16 protein-coding genes are annotated in these 21282 nt (G+C 70.9%); 11 read left to right on the forward strand and 5 right to left on the reverse strand.

From position 1 onward, the window contains the following. Positions 1-62: 62 nt before the first annotated feature. Positions 63-1121 carry an aldo/keto reductase gene (locus tag QCN29_RS28585; RefSeq protein WP_279931792.1) on the reverse strand — a complete coding sequence of 353 codons (1059 nt, stop codon included), beginning with the start codon at positions 1119-1121 and terminating at the stop codon, positions 63-65. A 74-nt stretch (positions 1122-1195) separates the two neighbouring features. On the opposite strand from QCN29_RS28585, the gene QCN29_RS28590 reads away from it, so the two are divergent. The 6 genes from QCN29_RS28590 to serA all read left to right on the forward strand — a co-directional run bounded on the left by QCN29_RS28590 (position 1196) and on the right by serA (position 11461). Beyond that, positions 1196-2143, forward strand: coding sequence for a 2-hydroxyacid dehydrogenase (locus QCN29_RS28590; RefSeq protein ID WP_279931793.1), 948 nt, complete (start codon positions 1196-1198; stop codon positions 2141-2143). A gap of 428 nt (positions 2144-2571) precedes the next feature. After that, entirely contained in the window at positions 2572-5823 is a 3252-nt protein-coding gene (locus tag QCN29_RS28595) for a putative bifunctional diguanylate cyclase/phosphodiesterase (protein WP_279931795.1), read from the forward strand. A 204-nt stretch (positions 5824-6027) separates the two neighbouring features. Next, positions 6028-7887, forward strand: coding sequence for an acetolactate synthase large subunit (locus QCN29_RS28600; RefSeq protein WP_279931796.1), 1860 nt, complete (start codon positions 6028-6030; stop codon positions 7885-7887). Between the two features lie 41 nt (positions 7888-7928). Continuing rightward, positions 7929-8453, forward strand: a complete 525-nt coding sequence (gene ilvN / locus QCN29_RS28605) for an acetolactate synthase small subunit (protein ID WP_240137233.1) — start codon at positions 7929-7931, stop codon at positions 8451-8453. Positions 8454-8574: 121 nt separating this feature from the next. Beyond that, the gene (gene ilvC, locus QCN29_RS28610; protein ID WP_240137232.1) at positions 8575-9576 is read left to right on the forward strand and encodes a ketol-acid reductoisomerase; all 1002 of its coding nucleotides are present in this window, start codon (positions 8575-8577) and stop codon (positions 9574-9576) included. Positions 9577-9868: 292 nt separating this feature from the next. Further along, positions 9869-11461, forward strand: coding sequence for a phosphoglycerate dehydrogenase (gene serA / locus QCN29_RS28615; RefSeq protein ID WP_240137231.1), 1593 nt, complete (start codon positions 9869-9871; stop codon positions 11459-11461). A 242-nt stretch (positions 11462-11703) separates the two neighbouring features. Here serA and QCN29_RS28620 read toward each other — a convergent pair whose 3' ends face one another. Next, complete coding sequence (locus QCN29_RS28620) at positions 11704-12909, reverse strand: PucR family transcriptional regulator (protein WP_279931797.1); 1206 nt, start codon at positions 12907-12909, stop codon at positions 11704-11706. Positions 12910-13092: 183 nt separating this feature from the next. On the opposite strand from QCN29_RS28620, the gene QCN29_RS28625 reads away from it, so the two are divergent. The 5 genes from QCN29_RS28625 to QCN29_RS28645 all read left to right on the forward strand — a co-directional run bounded on the left by QCN29_RS28625 (position 13093) and on the right by QCN29_RS28645 (position 17577). After that, the gene (locus QCN29_RS28625; RefSeq protein ID WP_279931798.1) at positions 13093-14019 is read left to right on the forward strand and encodes a proline dehydrogenase family protein; all 927 of its coding nucleotides are present in this window, start codon (positions 13093-13095) and stop codon (positions 14017-14019) included. Between the two features lie 52 nt (positions 14020-14071). Beyond that, complete coding sequence (gene pruA, locus QCN29_RS28630; RefSeq protein ID WP_279931799.1) at positions 14072-15703, forward strand: L-glutamate gamma-semialdehyde dehydrogenase; 1632 nt, start codon at positions 14072-14074, stop codon at positions 15701-15703. Positions 15704-15815: 112 nt separating this feature from the next. Continuing rightward, a complete protein-coding gene (locus QCN29_RS28635) occupies positions 15816-16049 on the forward strand; it encodes a hypothetical protein (protein ID WP_240137227.1) in 234 nt (77 codons plus the stop codon). A 135-nt stretch (positions 16050-16184) separates the two neighbouring features. Further along, positions 16185-16751, forward strand: a complete 567-nt coding sequence (locus QCN29_RS28640; RefSeq protein ID WP_398860150.1) for a GNAT family N-acetyltransferase — start codon at positions 16185-16187, stop codon at positions 16749-16751. Positions 16752-17136: 385 nt separating this feature from the next. Beyond that, a complete protein-coding gene (locus tag QCN29_RS28645; RefSeq protein ID WP_279931802.1) occupies positions 17137-17577 on the forward strand; it encodes an ATP-binding protein in 441 nt (146 codons plus the stop codon). A 52-nt stretch (positions 17578-17629) separates the two neighbouring features. On the opposite strand, the gene QCN29_RS28650 is transcribed toward QCN29_RS28645, so the two are convergent. From QCN29_RS28650 to QCN29_RS28660, 3 genes are read right to left on the reverse strand one after another with little or no spacing between them, the layout of a single operon-like run. Beyond that, the gene (locus QCN29_RS28650) at positions 17630-19942 is read right to left on the reverse strand and encodes an ABC transporter permease (RefSeq protein WP_279931803.1); all 2313 of its coding nucleotides are present in this window, start codon (positions 19940-19942) and stop codon (positions 17630-17632) included. A 5-nt stretch (positions 19943-19947) separates the two neighbouring features. After that, positions 19948-20736 (reverse strand): ABC transporter ATP-binding protein, encoded by a 789-nt coding sequence (locus QCN29_RS28655; RefSeq protein WP_240137223.1) that lies wholly within the window; start codon positions 20734-20736, stop codon positions 19948-19950. Further along, positions 20733-21233: a PadR family transcriptional regulator gene (locus tag QCN29_RS28660; RefSeq protein ID WP_240137222.1), complete on the reverse strand. Its 501-nt coding sequence runs from the start codon at positions 21231-21233 to the stop codon at positions 20733-20735. Before QCN29_RS28660 ends, QCN29_RS28655 begins: the two co-directional genes overlap by 4 nt. Between the last annotated feature and the right edge of the window lie 49 nt (positions 21234-21282).

Consider the following 21282-nt stretch of genomic DNA (forward strand, 5'->3'; position numbering starts at 1 on the left):
GATCCCCGGCTCCCCGTCCCGGGGCAGCGGCGCCTGCTTCCAGCATCCCCGATCCCCGATCCCTAGTCCCAGGATCCCCGGGCCGCGGGCAGCTCCGCGATCTCGGCCAGGTCGTACGGGGACAGCCGCAGTGCCGCCGCACCCGCGTTCTGCGCCGCCCACTCCTCACGCTTCGCACCCGGCACGGCCACCACGTCGGGGCCCTGCGCCAGCACCCAGGCCAGCGCCACCCGGGCCGGGGTCGCGCCCTGTCCGTGCCGCTCCGCGATGCGCCGCAGCCCGGCCACGATGGGCTGGTTCGCCGCCATCATCTCGGCGGTGAACCGGGGGTGCCGGGCGCGTACGTCATCCGGCTCGAACCCCTGGCCGGGGGTGAGGGTGCCGGTGAGGAAGCCGTTCCCCAGCGGCATCGCCGCCAGAAAGCCGACTCGGCGCGCCGTGCACCAGGGCAGCAGCCGCGACAACGCCTCGGGCGACCACACCGACAGCTCGGCCTGCACCGCGCTCACCGGAAAGACCTGCTGGACGCGTTCGAGCTGACGGATCGTTTGCTCGTACAGGTCGGGCCGCGCCCCGGCCGGCCTGCCGCCCGCCCGCTCGGCCCCGGGGCGGCCGCCGCCCGCAGTGCCCGCTCGGCGTGCGGCGCGCGCACCCACCGCGCACAGCCCGAGCGCCCGCACCTTCCCGGCGCCCACCAGCTCGGCCATCGCCCCCCAGGTCTCCTCGACGGGCACCTCGGGGTCCGCGCGGTGCAGCTGGTAGAGGTCGATCACATCGGTCTGCAAGCGGCGCAGTGAGGCGTCGCAGGCGCGCTTGACATAGCCGGGCCTGCCGTTGGCCACCACATGCTGATCACCCGCCAGCAGCCCCACCTTGGTGGAGACGAAGGCGTCGCGGCGCCGCTGCCGGAGCACCCGGCCGACGAGCAGCTCATTGGTGAAGGGGCCGTACATGTCGGCCGTGTCGAGCAGGGTCGAGCCGGCGTCCAGCGCGGTGTGCACTGTGCGCAGCGAGCGGTCCCCACGCTGCTGGGAGCTGCTGTACGCCCAGCTCATCGGCATACAGCCAAGCCCGATCGCGCCCACCTCGAGGGCTGCCGCACCGATTGTCCTGCGCTCCAACTCCCCGTACCCCTCCCTTGGCCGCACCCCAAAGTAACCAATGAACCTGATCACTCTTCGCATAGCCTCGGGCCATGACTTCGGATGTGTGGATGCCTTTCGCGGCCGACGAGACAGCCGGCCTCCCCGACCCCGCCACGACGGGCCTGACCTACCGCTTCTGGGACGGCGGCGACGAGTTCCCCGCAGACCCCGCCGACTGCGTCTTCTATGTCGTCCCCTATCTGAAGCCCATGGAGGTCGCCGTCCGGCCGCTGGCCCGGATGTCGTCCGTACAGGTCGTCCAGACCCTCTCCGCGGGCATCGACCATGTGGAGCCGGGGCTCGGCGCACTCCGCTCCGGCGTGCGCCTGTGCAATGCCAGGGGAGTCCACGAGGCGTCCACCGCAGAGCTCACCCTTGCGCTGATCCTCGCCTCTCTGCGCGGCCTGCCCGGCTTCGTACACGGCCAGGACAGGGAGGAATGGCGGTCCGGCTTCTATCCCGCCCTCGCCGACAAGTCCGTGCTCATCGTCGGATACGGCTCCGTCGGGGCGGCCATCGAAGACCGGCTCGCACCCTTTGAATGCGCGCGGGTGGCGCGCATCGCGCGCTCTGAGCGCAACACGGCGCGCGGTTTTGTGCACGCGCTCGCCGATTTGCCATCGCTGCTCCCCGAGGCGGACGTGGTGATCCTCTCCACGCCCCTCACCCAGGCCACCCGGGGCCTCGCCGGCGCGGACTTCCTGGCCCGGATGAAGGACGGAGCGCTGCTGGTCAACGTGGCTCGCGGCCCGGTCGTGGACACCAAGGCGCTGCTCGCCGAGACGGCGAGCGGGCGCATCACCGCGGCCCTGGACGTCACCGACCCCGAGCCGCTGCCCTCCGGACATCCGCTCTGGCATGCGCCCGGAGTGCTGATCAGTCCCCATGTGGGCGGCTCCACCTCGGCGTTCTGGCCCCGCGCCAAGCGTCTGCTGGCGGCTCAGCTCACTCGCTTCGCCGCGGCCGAACCTCTGTCCAACGTGCTGCTCACGACCTAGCCCACGCCGCTGGGACGGCTGTCTCACTCAGCGTCATCGCAGGTCACCCCCGGCACTTGCCCCCCGCACACCCCGTCCGGACACTGTGTGAAATCACCCGAATGCGCTGCGTGCCTAAAATGCCTATCGCCGTCACGCAGAGTAGAGGACCTATGTCCCAGAGTGACGGTCCTGGTGTATCGTCCCGACGGGGGCTGCACCGGCATGGGGCGGTACCGGCAAGCGACCTGACTGCCGATCAGAGATCGAGGGGGGCGACGGGCGATGCACGGCCACTGGACCAACCATCCGACGCGGCGAGGCGGCCGACGGCGACCCTCGCGCGCACCGACGCGCAGATTCGAGCCGCGGCCCTGTCCGGCCCCGGTGGCGCACCGTCGCCACCGTCGCCCGGGGCAGTGGAAGCCGGTCGCCACAGGGGGCCGGCGATGAGCGCCCCGGGGGCGCTCGTGGCGCGGCGGAGCGTGCCCGGCGGCCCGGGGGCGGGCGTCGCCGGCAGGGGCGTGCTGCAGCTTCTGCTGGCCGGCCTGTGCGCCGGATACGGCGTCGGCGCGGCCCTCGGCTGGGGGTCGCCCACACTGGCTCTGATCATGGGCGACTTCGGGCTGAGCGCCGCCGCCCTGCTCGCAGCCGGCTCCTGCTACGTCTACGCGCGCACACACCGGAGCCGCTTCCGGCCGGCCTGGCTGCTGTTCGCGCTGTCCTCCGCCATGGCCGCCTGCGGCAACGGCGTCTGGGGCTGGTACGAGGTAGTGCTCGGCCGCGAAGTGCCCAGCCCTTCCGTGGCCGACCTGTTCTTCCTCTGCTTCGCGCCGCCGGCCATCGTCGGCCTGCTGGTGCTCGCCAAGCGCCCCGTCACCAGGGCCGGCTGGGTCTGCCTCAGCCTGGACGCCTGGCTCATCGGAGGCTCGCTGCTGACCCTGTCCTGGAGCCTCGCCCTCGCGCACACGGCCCAGGTGCAGGGGCAGAGCGTGGCCCCCGCCGCACTCTCCCTCGCCTACCCACTCCTGGACATCGTGCTCGTCAGCATGGTCCTGGCGCTGCACTTCAAGCGCTCGGCCGCCAACCGCTCCGCCGTCAACACGGCCATCGCCGCCTTTGCCCTCACCGTCCTGTGCGACGCGCTGTTCACCTCGCCGCTGCTGCGGGAGAGCTATCGCTCGGGACAACTGCTCGACGCGGGCTGGTTCGCAGGCTCCCTGCTGCTGGCCTACGCCCCATGGGGCCCGCGCCGCCCGCTGCAGCCTCAGGAGAGCGCCGCGGCCCAGCGGGGCCCCCGGCAGCCCAGCCGCCCGATCGCCGGCTCGCTGGCCGCCCTCACCCCGTACCTCGCGGCGGCGGTCTGCACCCTCGGGATCCTCTACAACGTGATCGAGGGCCGACGCGTCGACCGGGTCGTCGTCCTCACCGGCTGCGCGGTCGTGCTCGCCCTGGTCGTACGGCAGGGCATCATGCTGCTCGACAACATCGCCCTCACCCATGAACTGGCCCAGAAGGAGAACCACTTCCGCTCCCTGGTCCAGGGGTCCAGCGATGTCATCATGATCGCCGCGCCCACCGGAGTGCTGCGGTACGTCAGCCCCGCCGCCTCCGGCGTCTACGGGCGCGACGCCGACGAGCTGATCGGCTCCGAGCTGGCCAGTCTCATCCACCCGGCAGACCTGGGGCGCGTCGTCCACGAGGTGCGGCGGTTCCTCGCCGCGCACCCCGCGGAGGAGCCGACCACCCGGATCGAGTGCCGCTTCAAGTCCGGCAGCGGCGAATGGCTCAACGTCGAGTCCACGGTCAACCGCCACCAGGGCGGCCTGATCTTCAACAGCCGCGATGTCACCGAGCGGGTGCGCCTGCAGGCCCAGTTGCAGCACAACGCCGAGCACGACCCGCTCACCGACCTGCCCAACCGCTCCCTGTTCACCGAGCGGGTCCGCCAGGCCCTGACCGGACGCCGCTCAGGCGACCCCGGCACGGCCGTGCTCTACATCGACCTCGACGGCTTCAAGGGGGTCAACGACCGCCTCGGCCACCAGGCGGGCGACGAACTGCTGATCCAGGCGGCCCGCCGGCTCTCCGACTCCGTCCGGGCCGCGGACACCGCCGCCCGGCTCGGCGGCGACGAGTTCGCCGCCCTCATCGTCGGCGACGGCGGCCGCGACCGGGCCGCGCGCGAGCGCCAGGTGTGCGAGATCGCCGACCGGCTGCGGATGACCCTTTCCCAGCCCTACCGCATCGACGGCAACGATGTCCGGGTGGCCGCCTCCATCGGTGTGGCCTTCGCGGAGCCCGGAATCAGCTCCACCAGCCTGATGCGCAACGCCGACCTCGCGATGTACCGCGCCAAGGCCGCCGGCAAGAACCGGGTCGAGCTGTACGCGCCCCAGCTCCAGGCCGAGGCCGTACGCCGCACGGAGCTGGCCACCCGTCTGCGCAGCGCCCTGCACGACGGCGAGTTCACCCTGCTGCACCAGCCCGTGGTGAGTCTGTCCACCGGCCGGGTCGCCGCCGTCGCGGCCCAGCCGCGCTGGCGCTCCGCCAAGGGCATCCTGTTCACCCCCGCCGAGTTCCTGCGCGTCGCGGAGGACGGCGGCCGCGGCGACGGCGCGCGCGACGGCGGCCGCGGCGAAGGCATGCGGGGCGAAGGCATGCGGGGCGAAGGAGGGCGCGGCGACGGCATGCGGGGCGAGCACGACCGCACCGCGGAACTCGGCCGCTGGATGCTCGAGGAGGCCGTCCGGCAGGCGGCCGAAAGGGCCCGGCAGGGCCATCTCGCCCCCGTGTCCGTCCGCATCCCGGCCCGCCGGCTGCTGGACAGGTCCCTGCCGCTCGGCTCGGTCGAGGCGCTGCTCACCCGGTACGAACTCCCCTCCGGCGGTCTGGTCATCGAGCTGGCGGACAGCGACCCGCGGATCTCCTTCGACGATCTGGAGCAGCGGCTCACCGCCCTGCGCAAGCTCGGCGTCCGGATCGCCCTGGACGGCTTCGGCAGCGGCTACGCGGCGATCAACGCCCTGCGCAGGCTCCCCGTGGACGTCCTCAAGCTCGACCGCGGGCTGGTGGAGGGCGTCGTCGAATCGGCCAGGCTGCACAAGATCACGGCGGGCCTGCTGCGCATCGCCGGCGATCTGGGCATGGAGTCCGTGGCCGACGGGGTGGACGTGCCCGAGCAGGTGCTCGCACTGCGCGCCATGGGCTGCACCCACGGCCAGGGCATGGCGTTCTCGGGGGCCCTGGACGAGTACCGCCTGCGCCGCGCCCTGGTCCGGGGCGAGTACCCGGTGCCGGACGGGGCCGCCGTGTCCGTGCTGCGCGGCGGCGCGCTCGCCGCCGCGGTCGTGGTGCCGGCGGTGTCCGGGGCCGTGCGCCACGGGGCCGCGACACCGGCCGTCACGGCCTCTGCGGCACCCGTATCCCCGGCGGCGGAGTCCTCGGCGGCCGGGCCCGCGAGCCCTGCGAGGGCAGTTCCCGGGGGATCGCAGCCCGGGGTTCCAGCCCTGGCCGGCACGCCCTCCGCGCTGCCCGGCCCCGCCTCCGAGAGCGCCGCCGCAGGGGTCGGCGGGCCTGTGGTCCCGGGTCCGGCCGTGTCCGCCCACGCGGTCTCCGGCGGCGTGGCGCCCCGCACCGGCACAGCACTCCCCGGCGGGCACGGTGGCTCAAATAGTGAGACGCGCATCCCACGCTCTTGACAGTGGAGGTGCGCCGGGGAGAGGGTCTGTGCCATGCGCACCCGAATTCTCGTACTTGGAAAGCGCGTCGGCTGAGCAGGACCCTCGCATGGGCACTGCAGACCATCACCGGCGCGCTCCCCTCGCTTGCCTCACGGCACGAGGGGTTTTTTGTTGCACTGGAACTCCCCAAACCACCGCAAAACCCTCAGCTTCGAGAAGAGAATGACGATGACCGAGCAGGCCACCGGGGCCCATCATCCGCAGCCGCGGGCCCGTACCGGCGGACACCAGACCGCCGCAGTCGAACACGTCACGGGTGCGCAGTCCCTCATCCGCTCTCTCGAGGAAGTGGGCGCCGACACCGTGTTCGGCATCCCCGGCGGCGCGATCCTGCCGGCGTACGACCCGATGATGGACTCCACGAGGGTCCGTCATGTCCTGGTCCGCCATGAGCAGGGCGCCGGCCATGCGGCCACCGGATATGCGCAGGCCACCGGCAAGGTCGGCGTGTGCATGGCCACCTCGGGCCCCGGCGCCACCAATCTGGTGACCCCGATCGCCGACGCCCACATGGACTCCGTCCCGCTGGTCGCGATCACCGGCCAGGTCGCTTCCAAGGCCATCGGCACGGACGCCTTCCAGGAGGCGGACATCTGCGGCATCACCATGCCGATCACCAAGCACAACTTCCTGGTCACCAAGGCCGAGGACATCCCCCGCGTCATCGCCCAGGCCTTCCACATCGCCTCGACCGGCCGGCCCGGCCCCGTCCTCGTCGACATCGCCAAGGACGCACTCCAGGCGCAGACCACGTTCAGCTGGCCGCCGCAGCTGGACCTGCCCGGCTACCGCCCGGTCACCAAGCCGCACGCCAAGCAGATCCGCGAGGCGGCCAGGCTGATCACCGAGGCCAAGCGGCCCGTCCTGTACGTCGGCGGCGGCGTCATCAAGGCCGGCGCCACCGCCGAGCTGAAGGTGCTGGCCGAGCTGACCGGCGCGCCCGTCACCACCACGCTGATGGCCCTGGGCGCCTTCCCGGACAGGCATCCGCTGCATGTCGGCATGCCCGGCATGCACGGCTCCGTCACCGCCGTCACCGCCCTGCAGAAGGCCGATCTGATCGTCGCGCTGGGCGCGCGCTTCGACGACCGAGTCACCGGAAAGCTGGACAGCTTCGCTCCGTACGCCAAGGTCGTCCACGCCGACATCGACCCGGCGGAGATCGGCAAGAACCGCGCCGCGGACGTGCCGATCGTCGGCGACGCCCGCGAGGTCATCGCCGATCTGGTGCAGGCGGTCCAGGCCGAGCACAGCGAGGGCCGCACCGGAGACTACGGCTCCTGGTGGAAGGACCTCGACCGCTGGCGCAGGACGTACCCGCTCGGCTACGACCAGCCCGACGACGGCACGCTCGCCCCTCAGCAGGTCATCCAGCGGATCGGCGAACTGGCCCCGGAAGGCACCGTCTTCGCGGCGGGCGTCGGCCAGCACCAGATGTGGGCCGCCCACTTCATCGACTACGAGAAGCCGGCCACCTGGCTGAACTCCGGCGGCGCCGGCACGATGGGCTACGCGGTCCCGGCCGCGATGGGCGCGAAGGCCGGCATGCCGGACCGCGCCGTCTGGGCGATCGACGGCGACGGCTGCTTCCAGATGACCAATCAGGAACTGGTCACCTGCGCGCTGAACAACATCCCGATCAAGGTCGCGATCATCAACAACGGCGCGCTGGGCATGGTCCGCCAGTGGCAGACCCTCTTCTACAACCAGCGTTACTCCAACACCGTGCTGCACAGCGGCCCGGAGGCGGACGGCACCCAGCCCAGTGCCGGCACCCGCGTCCCCGACTTCGTCAAGCTCTCCGAGGCCATGGGCTGCCACGCAATCCGCTGTGAGTCCCCGGAGGACCTGGACAAGGCCATCGCCGAGGCCAACGCGATCAACGACCGCCCGGTCGTCGTCGACTTCATCGTCCACGAGGATGCCCAGGTCTGGCCGATGGTCGCCGCCGGCACCTCCAACGACGAGGTCATGGCCGCCCGCGGGGTCCGCCCCGACTTCGGCGACGCCGAAGACGACTGAGCCGGCCACTAAGACCACGCCTGAGAGAGACGACACGAAACATGTCCAAGCACACGCTCTCCGTCCTGGTGGAGAACACGCCGGGCATCCTGGCCCGGATCGCCGCGCTGTTCTCCCGCCGCGGCTTCAACATCGACTCGCTCGCCGTCGGCGTCACCGAGCACCCCGACATCTCCCGCATCACGATCGTGGTCAATGTCGAGGACCTGCCCCTGGAGCAGGTGACCAAGCAGCTCAACAAGCTGGTCAACGTCCTCAAGATCGTCGAACTGGAGCCGTCCGCCGCGGTCCAGCGCGAGCTGGTCCTGGTCAAGGTCCGCGCCGACAACGAGACCCGCTCCCAGATCATCGAGATCGTCCAGCTCTTCCGCGCCAAGACCGTCGACGTCTCCCCGGAGGCCGTCACCATCGAGGCCACCGGTTCGAGTGACAAGCTCGAGGCGATGCTCAAGATGCTGGAGCAGTTCGGCATCAAGGAGCTGGTCCAGTCGGGGACCATCGCCATCGGGCGCGGCGCCCGCTCCATCACCGACCGTTCGCTGCGCGCCCTGGACCGCAGCGCCTGACACACCGCACAGACCTTCTCGTCAAGCCGCCATCCTCTCGGATGCCGAGACCTGAAGACTTCCTCCCGCACCCCCGCCGTACGGTGGGATGCAACACCAGCACTCCAAGGAGAGACCCAAAGTGGCCGAGCTGTTCTACGACGACGACGCCGATCTGTCCATCATCCAGAACCGCAAGGTCGCGGTGATCGGCTACGGCAGCCAGGGCCACGCCCACGCGCTGTCCCTGCGCGACTCGGGCGTCGACGTCCGCGTCGGTCTGCCCGAGGGCTCCAAGTCCAAGGCCAAGGCCGAGGAGCAGGGCCTGCGCGTCGTCACCCCGGCCGAGGCCGCTGCCGAGGCCGACGTGATCATGATCCTGGTCCCGGACCCGATCCAGGCGAAGGTCTACGAGGAGTCCATCGCCCCGCACCTCAAGGACGGCGACGCCCTCTTCTTCGGCCACGGCTTCAACATCCGCTTCGGCTTCATCAAGGCCCCGGCCGGCGTGGACGTGTGCATGGTCGCCCCCAAGGGCCCCGGCCACCTGGTCCGCCGCCAGTACGAGGAGGGCCGCGGCGTGCCCTGCATCGCCGCCGTCGAGCAGGACGCCTCGGGCAACGCGTTCGCGCTGGCCCTGTCGTACGCCAAGGGCATCGGCGGCACCCGCGCCGGCGTCATCAAGACCACCTTCACCGAGGAGACGGAGACCGACCTCTTCGGAGAGCAGGCCGTGCTCTGCGGCGGCGCCTCGGCCCTGGTCAAGGCGGGCTTCGAGACCCTGGTCGAGGCCGGCTACCAGCCGGAGATCGCCTACTTCGAGTGCCTCCACGAGCTGAAGCTGATCGTCGACCTGATGTACGAGGGCGGCCTGGAGAAGATGCGCTGGTCGGTCTCCGAGACCGCGGAGTGGGGCGACTACGTCACAGGCCCCCGCGTCATCACCGACCAGACCAAGGCCGAGATGAAGAAGGTCCTCACCGAGATCCAGGACGGCACCTTCGCCAAGAACTGGATGGACGAGTACCACGGCGGTCTGAAGAAGTACAACGAGTACAAGACCCAGGACTCCGAGCACCTCCTGGAGACCACCGGCAAGGAACTGCGCAAGCTGATGAGCTGGGTGGACAACGAGGAGGCGTAAGTCTCCGACGAGGGGCCGGGAGCACTCCCGGCCCCTCGCGCCGCCTGCCCCCGGCTCGCCGCTCCACCGTTTCTCCACCCTGTCCGGCCACGGACGGGTGATCCTGCCAACGAGGCGTAAGACGCACTCCGCGGCACCATTACACTTCGGAAACACATACGCGTCAGGCCCACAGCGTCGTGCGTCTTCCACGCGGCTAGCCCCCCTCCACCGCCAGCGGCCGTCGGGACGGCCGTCCTCCCCCGCAGCTCTTCGAGCGCGGGAGGGGCCCCCATGGACATGTGAGGACCACGTGAGCTCGAAACCAGTCGTACTCATCGCTGAAGAGCTGTCGCCCGCCACCGTCGACGCCCTCGGCCCGGACTTCGAGATCCGGCGCTGCAACGGCGCGGACCGGGCGGAGCTCATCCCTGCCATCGCCGATGTCGACGCGATCCTGGTCCGCTCGGCCACCAAGGTCGACGCCGAGGCCATCGCCGCCGCGCGCAAGCTCAGGGTCGTCGCCCGCGCGGGCGTCGGCCTCGACAATGTCGACGTCTCCGCCGCCACCAAGGCCGGCGTCATGGTCGTCAACGCCCCGACGTCCAACATCGTCACCGCCGCCGAACTCGCCTGCGGTCTGCTGCTCGCCACCGCGCGCAACATCCCCCAGGCCAACACCGCCCTGAAGAACGGCGAGTGGAAGCGTTCCAAGTACACCGGCGTCGAGCTCAGCGAGAAGACCCTCGGCGTCGTCGGCCTCGGCCGCATCGGCGTGCTGGTCGCCCAGCGCATGTCCGCCTTCGGCATGAAGATCGTCGCCTACGACCCGTATGTGCAGCCCGCGCGCGCCGCCCAGATGGGCGTCAAGCTGCTCTCGCTCGACGAACTGCTCCAGGTCTCCGACTTCATCACCGTCCATCTCCCCAAGACGCCCGAGACGCTCGGCCTGATCGGGGACGAGGCGCTGCACAAGGTCAAGCCGACCGTGCGCATCGTCAACGCGGCGCGCGGCGGGATCGTCGACGAGGAGGCGCTGGCCTCGGCGCTCAAGGAGGGCCGGGTCGCCGGCGCGGGCCTGGACGTGTACGCGAAGGAGCCCTGCACCGACTCCCCGCTGTTCCAGTTCGACCAGGTCGTCTGCACCCCGCACCTGGGCGCCTCCACCGACGAGGCACAGGAGAAGGCGGGCATCGCCGTCGCCCGCTCGGTGCGCCTCGCGCTCGCCGGCGAGCTGGTGCCGGACGCGGTCAACGTCCAGGGCGGCGTCATCGCCGAGGACGTCCGCCCCGGTCTGCCGCTCGCCGAGAAGCTCGGCCGCATCTTCACCGCGCTGGCGGGCGAGGTCGCCGTCCGGCTCGACGTCGAGGTGTACGGCGAGATCACGCAGCACGACGTCAAGGTGCTGGAGCTGTCCGCCCTCAAGGGCGTGTTCGAGGACGTCGTCGACGAGACCGTCTCGTATGTCAACGCCCCCCTGTTCGCCCAGGAACGCGGCGTGGAGGTCCGGCTCACCACGAGCAGCGAGTCCCCCGACCACCGCAATGTGGTCACCGTGCGCGGCACCCTCTCCGGCGGCGAGGAGATCTCGGTCTCCGGCACGCTCGCCGGCCCCAAGCACTTCCAGAAGATCGTCGCCGTCGGCGACTACGACGTCGACCTGGCACTCGCCGACCACATGGTCGTACTGCGCTACGAGGACCGTCCCGGCGTCGTCGGCACCGTCGGCCGCATCCTGGGCGAGGCCGGCCTGAACATCGCCGGCATGCAGGTCTCCCGTACGGAGGAGGGCGGCGAGGCGCTGGTTGTGCTCACGGTGGACGACACGGTGCCGCAGTCGGTGCTGACGGAGATCGCGGAGGAGATCGGCGCGGCATCGGCGCGCTCGGTCAACCTCACGGACTGACCGTCCCCGGGGCTCCGCCCCACACCCGGTTTCGGGGGCTCCGCGCCCCCGTCCCCCGGTCCTCGGACTCTCCCGGACGCCGTCCGGGAGATGCCCCCGGAGGGGCTGGAAAAACAGCCCCTCCGGCTTTTGAGGAGCGGGGGTCCGGAGGGAGCCCCCCGAACGTCAGCCCCGCCGGGAGTACCTCCCAGCGGCAGCCGGGGGAGACTGAGGCGCGGGGTCTGGGGCGAAGCCCCAGGCGCTTACAGCCGTGCCGCCTTCAGCGCCATGTGCAGCAGCAGCCGGTCCTCCCCTTCCCCCAGATCGAGCCCCGTGAGCTGCTCGATCCGGGAGAGGCGGTAGTACAGCGTCTGCCGGTGGATGCCCAGCGCCGCCGCCGTCCGGCCCGCCTGGCCCGCGCAGTCGAGGAACACCTCGGCGGTGCGGGCCAGTTCCGTGTGCGAGGGTGTGAGGAGCTCCCGTACGGCAGGGTCGTGGGCGGCGCCGTCGGGCAGCGCCGTCAGCAGGCGGTACGGGCCGATGGCCGACCACTGGGCCACAGGCCCGAGCCGCGGCTGCGCCAGGGCCGCGCGGGCCGCGGAGACCGCCTCGTGCCAGGCGGCGTTGAGCTCCGCGAGGCCCCGCCGGGCCTGCGCCACCCCGACCGCCACTGGGCTGGAGAGCCGGTCCGCGGCGCCCCCGGCTGCCGTGCCCCCGGCCGCTGCCGCCGGACCGGACAGCCGGTCCGCCGCGGTCAGCGCGGGGGTGAGGCTGTCGGCGGACCGCAGCCGTATGAGCAGGGCGAGGGCGTTCCCGACCGGGCCGTCGGCGCCGCGCCAGGGAATCGTGCACAGGGCGGCAGTCCCCGGCAGGGACCGCGCGGAGGGCACGTCGGCCGACGGCCAGGGCGTGACGCAGACCATCGTGTGCGGTCCGTCCGCCGCGTCCGGCCCGCCGCCCAGCGCGGAGCGCAGCGCTGCCAGCGCCATGTCGTACTGCCAGCCGCGCTCCGCCCCCAGTACGGCACGGAGCTCACGGGACACATCCGCGCCCGCCCGCTCCTCGTCCGCGAGCAGTGAGCCGATCCGCTCGGTGACCTCCATCGCCGCGGCGAGCTGCGCGGGCGTCGGGTCTGGGTCGGTGTCCAGCAGCCAGACATAGCCGAGCGCCACACCGCGGTGCCGCACCGGCAGGCAGATCCGGTCCCGGTACACGCCGGCCTCCGGCGAGGCCGGGATCCGCACGGGGCCCGTCGCCCGGGTGATGCCGAACCCCTCGAACCAGGCGCGGACCGCGGGCGTCGACTTGCGGGTGAGGATGGAGCGCGTCCTGACCGGGTCCATGGTGCTGTCGTCGTCGCTGTCGTGTGCCCCGAAGGCGATCAGCCCGAAGTCGCGGTTCTCCAGGGTCGCCGGGCATGCCAGCAGCGCGGAGATCTCATCGACCAGCTCCTGGTAATCGCCCTTCACCCGGACATTCTCGCACCCCCCTCAGACAGATGTCTGAGATCCCGGACACGGATGCGTGACACCTGTCGATGGCGGGGGATCGGAGCGATCCTTAGGTTTCACGGTGGTTCTTCGTGCCGTTCCAGTTCTGTTGTGTTCTGTTCTGGATGCGGCTTAAGTCTCTGACTCTCCGTGGAGGTGCCCGTGCTGGGTCCCGTGATCCTCGCCGCGTCGCGCAGCGACGCCATGCGCCGAATCGTCTCGGCGGCCCCGGTCACCAAGCCCGTGGTGAAGCGTTTCATCGCGGGCGAGACGGTCCAGGAAACCCTGCCGGTCATCGAATCGATGGCCGACCGCGGCCTGGAGGTCACCCTCGACGTCCTCGGCGAGGACGTCACCGACCCCGCCGAGGCGCTGCGCGCCCGCGACGCCTATCTGCAGCTGATCGAGGCCGTCAAACCGCTCGGCCTCGCCGAGTGCGCCGAGATGTCGGTGAAGCTGTCCTCATTTGGCCAGGCGCTGCCCGGAGGCCATGACCTGGCGCTGAAGAACGTCGCCCCGGTCGTGGAGGCCGCCGCGGAGATCGGCACCACGGTCACCCTCGACATGGAGGACCACACCACGGTCGACTCGACCCTCGCCATCCACGCCGAGCTGCGCGAGCGCTTCCCGCAGACCGGCGCGGTCGTCCAGTCGTACCTCTTCCGCACCGAGGAGGACTGCCGCAGGCTGGCCGCCGCGGGTTCGCGCGTACGCCTGGTCAAGGGCGCGTACAAGGAGTCCGCCACCGTCGCCTACCAGGACAAGCACGAGGTCGACAAGGCGTACGTCCGCTGCCTGAAGATTCTGATGGAGGGCAGCGGGTATCCGATGATCGGGTCCCATGACCCGCGGATCGTGGCGATCACCCAGGAGCTCGCCCGCCAGGCCGGGCGGAAGCTCGACGAGTACGAATTCCAGATGCTGTACGGCATCCGCGAGGGCGAGCAGCACCGACTGGCCGCCGAGGGGCACCGTATGCGGGTCTACATCGCATACGGAACGGACTGGTACGGCTACTTCATGCGCCGTCTCGCGGAGCGCCCCGCCAACCTCGCGTTCTTCATGCGTTCCCTGATCAGCCGCGGCTGATCCCCCCACTGCCCGACCGACTGCCCTACTGATTGAAGGAGATACGGCAACCATGGACGCTGTGACCCAGGTCCCCGCGCCGGTCAACGAGCCGGTCCACTCCTACGCGCCGGGCACCCCGGAGCGCGCCCGGCTGGAGGCCAAGCTCAAGGAGCTGGCCGACAACCCCATCGAGCTGCCGATGACGATCGGCGGCGTCAAGCGCATGGGCGGCGGCGAGCGTGTGAACGTGGTCCAGCCGCACAACCACAAGGCCGTCCTGGGCACGTTCGCCACGGCCACGCAGCAGGACGCGCAGGACGCGATCGACGCCGCCCTGGCCGCCGCCCCCGCCTGGCGTGCGATGTCCTTCGACGACCGTGCCGCGATCTTCCTGCGCGCCGCCGAGCTGCTCTCCGGCCCGTGGCGGGAGACGCTGGCCGCCTCGACCATGCTGGGCCAGTCCAAGACCGCACAGCAGGCCGAGATCGACACCCCGTGCGAGCTGATCGACTTCTGGCGCTTCAACGTCGCCTACGCCCGCGAGCTGCTGGCTGAGCAGCCGGTGGCCAACTCGCCGGGCGTGTGGAACCGTCTCGACCACCGCCCGCTCGAGGGCTTCGTCTATGCGATCACGCCGTTCAACTTCACGGCGATCGCCGGCAACCTGCCCACCGCCCCCGCGCTGATGGGCAACGTGGTGATCTGGAAGCCGTCCCCGACGCAGACCCACGCCGCCGTGCTGCTGATGCAGCTCCTGGAGGAGGCGGGCCTGCCCAAGGGCGTCGTCAACCTGCTGACGGGCGACGGCCTCGCCGTCTCCGAGGTGGCCCTGAACCACCCGGACCTGGCGGGCATCCACTTCACCGGTTCGACCAGGACCTTCCAGCACCTGTGGAAGACGGTCGGCAACAACATCGAGAAGTACCGCTCCTACCCGCGCATCGTCGGCGAGACGGGCGGCAAGGACTTCGTGGTCGCCCACCCGAGCGCCGACCGCGCCGTGCTGAAGACCGCGCTGACCCGCGGCGCCTTCGAGTTCCAGGGCCAGAAGTGCTCGGCGACCTCGCGTGCGTACATCCCGGCCTCCATCTGGAACTCCGGCTTCAAGGAGGAGTTCGCGGCCGAGGTCGAGGGCATCAAGATGGGCGATGTCGCCGATCTGTCCAACTTCGTCGGCGCCGTCATCGACGACCGGTCCTTCGCCAAGAACAAGGCCGCCATCGACCGTGCGAAGTCCGACCCGACCTGCACGATCGTCGCGGGCGGCAGCTACGACGACTCGGTCGGCTACTTCGTCCGCCCGACCGTCGTCGAGTGCGGCGACCCGGCCAACGAGGTCTTCACGACCGAGTACTTCGGCCCGTTCCTGGCCGTCCACGTCTACGAGGACGACCAGTACGACGCGATGCTGGAGCAGATGGAGTCGGTGTCCGCGTACGCGCTGACCGGCTCGGTCATCGCCAATGACCGCGCCGCCGCCCGGCACACGATGGACAAGCTGCGCTACGCCGCCGGCAACTTCTACATCAACGACAAGTCGACCGGCGCCGTGGTCGGCCAGCAGCCCTTCGGCGGCGGCCGCGCCTCCGGCACCAACGACAAGGCCGGCGCCCCGCAGAACCTGATGCGCTGGACGCTGACCCGTGCCATCAAGGAGACGCTGGTCCCGCCGACCGACTACTCCTACCCGCACATGGGCTGACACTCTCCGTCGTCCAGCCCGCCAGGCTCCGCCCCCGTCCGGCCCTCACCGGACGGGGGCGGCCGCGTTGGGGGATGATGGCCGACAGAGGGACGGAACGGAGGTACCCGACATGCCCGGTTCCACAACCATCGCCCATACGCACTGGGGATCGACCATCGCCCCGGACGACGCGCGGCGACTCGCCTCGGTGCTGCACGAGCTGGCCCGGCTGCTGCGGCTCGAGGGCCCCAACCGCCTCACGGACGCGCAGGTGGCGGCGTTGTGCGGCGGCAGGACCCACCGGCGGGAGGAGTTCACGCACTGGGTCGAGGATCTGACGCGAGGACTCGACCACCGAGCGTGACCGGCCGTCCTCCGTCGACCAGCGCGGCACGTCCGCACGGTCGGCGGTCGCATTGTCGGCGGTCACGGAGCCAGATGTCGAGGCCACAGCCGAAGTCTGCTGCTCCGGCCACGCCGGGCCAAGGGGCCGTAGAGAATGCCGGACATGAGCGAGCCGAGCCTGAGCGAGTCCCTGCGTACCGCCCACACCTACGAACTGAGCCCCGCCGATCTGCTGGAGATCCGCACACTGCTCACGGGCGCTTTCGAGGGCGACTTCGGTGACGAGGACTTCGACCACGCGCTCGGCGGCGTGCACGCGCTGCTGTACGAGGGAGAGGAGCTGGTGGCGCACGGCAGCGTCGTCCAGCGCCGGGTGATCTGCGACGGCCGCTCGCTGCGGGCCGGCTATGTCGAGGCGGTGGCCGTCCGCGCCGATCGCCGCCGCCGCGGGTACGGCGACCGTGTGATGGACGTGCTGGAGCAGGTGATCGACGGCGCCTACGCCCTGGGCGCCCTCTCCGCCTCCGACACCGGCGCCCTCCTCTACCGCGCTCGCGGCTGGCGCCTCTGGCAGGGCCCCATCACCGCCCTGGGCCCTGCGGGCCGCGTCCCGCTGCCGGAGGAGTCGGGCAGCACATATGTGCGCGGAGCGGGGAACCGGGTGCTTCCGGACGTTTCGCGGGAGATCTGCTTCGACTGGCGGGACGGAGATGTGCTGTAGCCCCTGCGGGTGAACAGCTGCACTTCCGGCATACCTACCTGTTCGGTACCCGCTGCCTGCCGCGCCCGTCGACGCCTCACACATACGTTGAACGACGTTTGCGCTCCTTGGGCAGATTCCTTCCCTCAACCCTTGACCAGCACTTCCGGACATACCTAACATGTATGTACAACAGGTTCGGCGAGGGACGGCAACGGCATCGCGCCGGACATGGTCACGGGAATCGGGCATCGGCGCTCGTGACGGAAGAAGCCGGGCGTGAGGATTCCACGCCGTTCGCCCGGACTGCTGATGAGGTCAGCGAGGCAAGGCCATGACTCTGGCGCCGACCACAATCTCCCCCACCGCGTCGCGCGGTCGTCGCCTCCTCGACGGAGGTTCCTGGATGTCGCCCGCGAAGCGGCTCACGACCGGTGTCGTCGCCTCCCGCCGCGTAGTGATCACCCTGCCGGCCGAGGACCGCCGGGTTCGTACGGTCCGCCGGTTCACCGCGGCACATCTGTCCCGCTGGGGGCTGAGCGAGCCCGACCGGGACTCGGTGGTCCTCGTCATCGGCGAGCTGGCCGGCAATGCCGCCCGGCACGGCGGCACGGACATGACCGTCAGCCTGACCCTGACCGGCCGGGAGATATGCGTCGATGTGGTCGACACCGGAGCTTCGGACTGCTGCCGGGCCCATGGCGACGCCGAGGACGAACACGGCCGGGGTCTGGGCATCGTGGATCATCTGGCGAGCTGGGCCCAGTTCGGCCCCGAAGGGGACGGCTGGCGCAGCCGGGCCGGCCTGCGCGTCACTTCCGCGGTGGGCGCCGGCGCCGCGAGCTAGACCGGTCCCCGGTCCGGACGACGGGGTCGCCCCGCAGCGGCGCGGCCTCGGCTCACAGCGAGTCGCTCAGCGTGTCCGCGAGGCGCTGCCGTACGGCCCGGGCGGCGGGTAGCGCCGAGACGGCGACCGCGCCCGTCACCGCAGCCGCCACGACAACGATCAGGGTGGCCGGCGGGGGACTCTGGGCGATGCCCGCGCCGATGCCGCTGGAACGGCCTTGGAGATCGATCAGCCAGTCCGACACCTGTACCCCGACGACCGTTCCGATCACGCCGGCCGCAAGTGCGATAAAGCCCGTCTCGGCCACGATCACCGACATGATCTGGCGTGGAGTGAGCCCGATGGCCCTGAGCGCGAGCAGGTCGCGGCGTCGGTTCTGTGCCCCGGCGGCGGTGGTCGCCGACAGGTCGGCCAATCCGATCAGCCCCAGCACGACGATCAGGCCGCTGATGATCACACCGCGCACCGGCGGGAGTGCGTCCGCTGGATCGCCGATCTCTCGGACGTCGATCCTGCCGTCGGCGGTCCCGGCCAGGTCGTCCTTCACCGCGATGGCATCGGCGCCGTCCTCGAGTACCAGGTGGTGGAAGCCCGGCCGCAGTGCGGGGTTGCTCTCCCGCAGGGTGTCCAGGGATGTGGAGATCACGCGCCCGCCGTCCTCCGATTCGATGCTGCGCCCGACGATATGGAGCACCTGAGGGCTTCCCTGGACCGTCACACGCACCCAGTCGCCGACCTCGGCATCGAGGAGATCGAGCAGGCCCTGCCCCGCCGCCGCCTCGTCCGGACCGCTCGGTGTCCGTCCTTCGGCGACGGCGAACGGGTACGGACGGTCCTCCTCGCCGAGGCCCCGGAGCCTGATCGTGCCGGTCTGCCCCGGCACCAGAGCCGCGACTTCGGAGCCCGGGTATGCCGCCGCCACCTCGGGGTGAGCTGTCAGCAGCCGTTGCGCGGACGCCTGGTCGAGACCCTCGCTGCGCGCCGTGAGCGAGGCGGCGAGCCCCACCGTCTGCGGCCGGTGCTCGAAGGCGTCCAGCGTGGTCGAGGCGCCCAGGGTCACAGTGATCAGCAACAGTGGTACGGCGAGTCGTCCGATGGCCGCCACGGCGCGCCCCGGGCGGTCGAAGGCGCCGCGCCAGCCGAGCACGAGGGCGGGCGGGAGGCGCAGCCCCAGAGCGCGGCGCACGCTTCCGGAAGTCCAGCGGCCGCTCGGGATCGCGGCCCGCGCGGCCGGCACGGGCGGTACGCGTCCGGCACGCCAGGCGGCCGCCCCCGTCGTGGCGGCGATGAGCAGCAGCATGCCCGCCGAGATCGCCGCGGGCACCCACGCATGGCTTGGCAGCGCCTGCCACAGCTGCATCGCCTCACCGACCCGGCCGGGCAGCAGCGGGCCCAGCAACTCGATGGCGAGGGTTCCGCCGACGACGCCGACCAGTGCCAGGGACAGGTGCTCCCCCAGATACATCCGCACCAGCTGTGCGGGGGTGAAGCCGATTGCCTTGAGCACCGAGATATCACGCAGATGCCCCCGGATGCGGGTGCTGATGGCGCCCGCCACCGCCAAGGCGGCGGCCAGCAGGGCGCCGAGTCCGAACACCCCGAGGAGCAGACCGAGGAGCCGGCTCCCGCCTTCGGCCTCGCCCTGGGCCTCCTGCCAGGTGGAGACGCTGGTCACCTGGTCGGCGCCGAGCTCGGTGACCGCCCGCTGGACGACGAAGTCGGTGTCCTCGGCATTCTCCAGCCGAAGCCCGATGGTCTGACCACGGAGCTCGGGGTCGGGCGCTTCCTTGACGAGGGTGGACAGCAGCACCCATCCCACGCCGGGGGTTTCCTCCGCGCGATAACGCGGTTCAGCGGTGTCGGCGGTGCCCACGACGCGCAGGGTGCGGTCGGTTCCGTCGGAGTCGCGCAGCTGCAGCGAGTCGCCGGGCTCGGCCACCAGCGCCCGGGCCACCGAGCTCTCCAGCACGATGCCCCCGGGGTCGTCGGATGCGAGCCAGCGACCGGAGACGATCAGCGGGCGCGCCACGTCCGGCGGCTGGGGGGCGGCGGCGCGCATCTCCAGCGCCGCCGTGACGCCGCGCAGCTCCGCTGTGGCCTCCGCGGTGCTGAACGGCCCTGACACGCTCTTCACGCCGTCGATGTCGGCCAGTGATCGGGCGTCGGCCGATGCCGTGGTGTGGATCCAGACATGGGCGCCGGAGGACTGGGTGAAGACCCGCTGCCAGGGGTTGGTGGCGTAGGAGAGGAAGGCGCTGGCGAGCAGCAGCGAGACGATGATCCCGGCCGTTGCGAGGACCAGCAGCAGCGCTTCGCCGCGCACCGCCCGGAGATCGGCGCGTACCCAGCGCACCGGGGCCCTCATACCGCTCAGCCCTTCAGTTCGATCGTGCCGGCCACGCCCTCCGCGCGTGGGGGCTCCTTGCCGAACGTGGCCTCGTCGACGATCCGGCCGTCGAACAGGTGGATCACCCGGTCCGCGGCGCTGGCCAGACGGGCGTCATGGGTCACCATCACGATGGTCTGGCCGCGCTCGTGGTAGCGGGAGAGCAGCCGGAGGACCTCCCGGGTGCCCTTGCTGTCAAGACTGCCCGCGGGTTCGTCCGCCAGCAGCAGGGAAGGGTGGTTGACCAGCGCGCGGGCGAGCGCGACCCGCTGCTGCTCACCGCCGGACAGCTCGCCCGGCACGCTGCGCTCCCTGCCCTCCAGGCCCAGGTCCGCCAGCAGTTCGGCGCGTGCCTGACGGGCCTCCCGGGTCGAGTGCCCGGCAAGCAGCGCCGGCAGTTCGACGTTGTCGGCCACGGTCAGATTGGATATCAGGTTGAAGAACTGGAAGACGACGCCGATGCTTCGGCGGCGCAGCACGGCCCAGCGTGCCTCACCGTAGGTGTCGACCCGTTTGTCCCCGAGCCAGATCTGGCCGCTGTCCGGCCGGTCAAGGCCACCGAGCAGATGGAGCAACGTCGACTTGCCGGCTCCCGAGGGTCCGGTGATGGCAAGGAACTCGCCGCGCTCCACACGCAGATCGACGCCGCGTACGGCCTTGACGGGGACGCCGTCGGCCTGGTGCGTCTTGACCAGTCCCCGTGCTCGCACGATCGGCTCGGCGTCGGCGGGGGCGCTCCCGCCTTCCGGGACGGGAGGGGCTTCGTGACTCATTCCAGGTCCTCTTGGCAGCGCTCGAGCCAGTCGAGGTCCGCCTGCAGATGGAGCATCGCGCCCTCGATCAGCAGCTGTGAGAATCGGTTGTCCCGGTCCTCGGTCGCGGCTAGCTTGGACAGGTCACGCATGGTGTTGAGGTAGTGACGCCGCTGCATGTTGATCAGGGCAATCCGTTCCTCCGTGTCGGGCGCGAGGGCGAGTTTCAGAAAGAACTCATCCCGCAGCCGCGGCTCCTCGGCCGGCTCCTTGAGCCATGAGGCCACAGCGTCGCGTCCAGCAGGTGTCAGCTGGTAGATCCGCTTGTTCGGCCGGGTCGACTGGGTGACGTCCGTCCCCTCGATCATCCCGGCTTTTTCCAGCCTACCGAGCGTGACGTAGATCTGTCCGATATTGGGCTCGGGATATGCTGTCCCCAGAAGCTTCTCCAGGGACTGTTTGAGTTCGTACCCGTGAGCCGGGCCTTTGGCGAGAAGGGCCAGAAGGGGAAGACGCACCGGGCCGCCTCCTCCCTCCTGGAATACCTTCTTGCTAAGTGGAGACCTC

It is taken from the genome of Streptomyces chengmaiensis, from assembly GCF_029846775.1.
Classification (GTDB): Bacteria; Actinomycetota; Actinomycetes; order Streptomycetales; family Streptomycetaceae; genus Streptomyces; species Streptomyces chengmaiensis.

Coding starts and splice junctions, on each gene's coding strand:
- QCN29_RS28635 (WP_240137227.1), top strand. CDS start 15,816: ATGCCCGGTTCCACAACCATCGCCCATACGCACTGGGGATCGACCATC.
- pruA (WP_279931799.1), top strand. CDS start 14,072: ATGGACGCTGTGACCCAGGTCCCCGCGCCGGTCAACGAGCCGGTCCAC.
- QCN29_RS28590 (WP_279931793.1), top strand. CDS start 1,196: ATGACTTCGGATGTGTGGATGCCTTTCGCGGCCGACGAGACAGCCGGC.
- QCN29_RS28595 (WP_279931795.1), top strand. CDS start 2,572: ATGAGCGCCCCGGGGGCGCTCGTGGCGCGGCGGAGCGTGCCCGGCGGC.
- QCN29_RS28600 (WP_279931796.1), top strand. CDS start 6,028: ATGACGATGACCGAGCAGGCCACCGGGGCCCATCATCCGCAGCCGCGG.
- ilvN (WP_240137233.1), top strand. CDS start 7,929: ATGTCCAAGCACACGCTCTCCGTCCTGGTGGAGAACACGCCGGGCATC.
- QCN29_RS28640 (WP_398860150.1), top strand. CDS start 16,185: ATGCCGGACATGAGCGAGCCGAGCCTGAGCGAGTCCCTGCGTACCGCC.
- QCN29_RS28650 (WP_279931803.1), bottom strand. CDS start 19,942: ATGAGGGCCCCGGTGCGCTGGGTACGCGCCGATCTCCGGGCGGTGCGC.
- QCN29_RS28655 (WP_240137223.1), bottom strand. CDS start 20,736: ATGAGTCACGAAGCCCCTCCCGTCCCGGAAGGCGGGAGCGCCCCCGCC.
- QCN29_RS28645 (WP_279931802.1), top strand. CDS start 17,137: ATGTCGCCCGCGAAGCGGCTCACGACCGGTGTCGTCGCCTCCCGCCGC.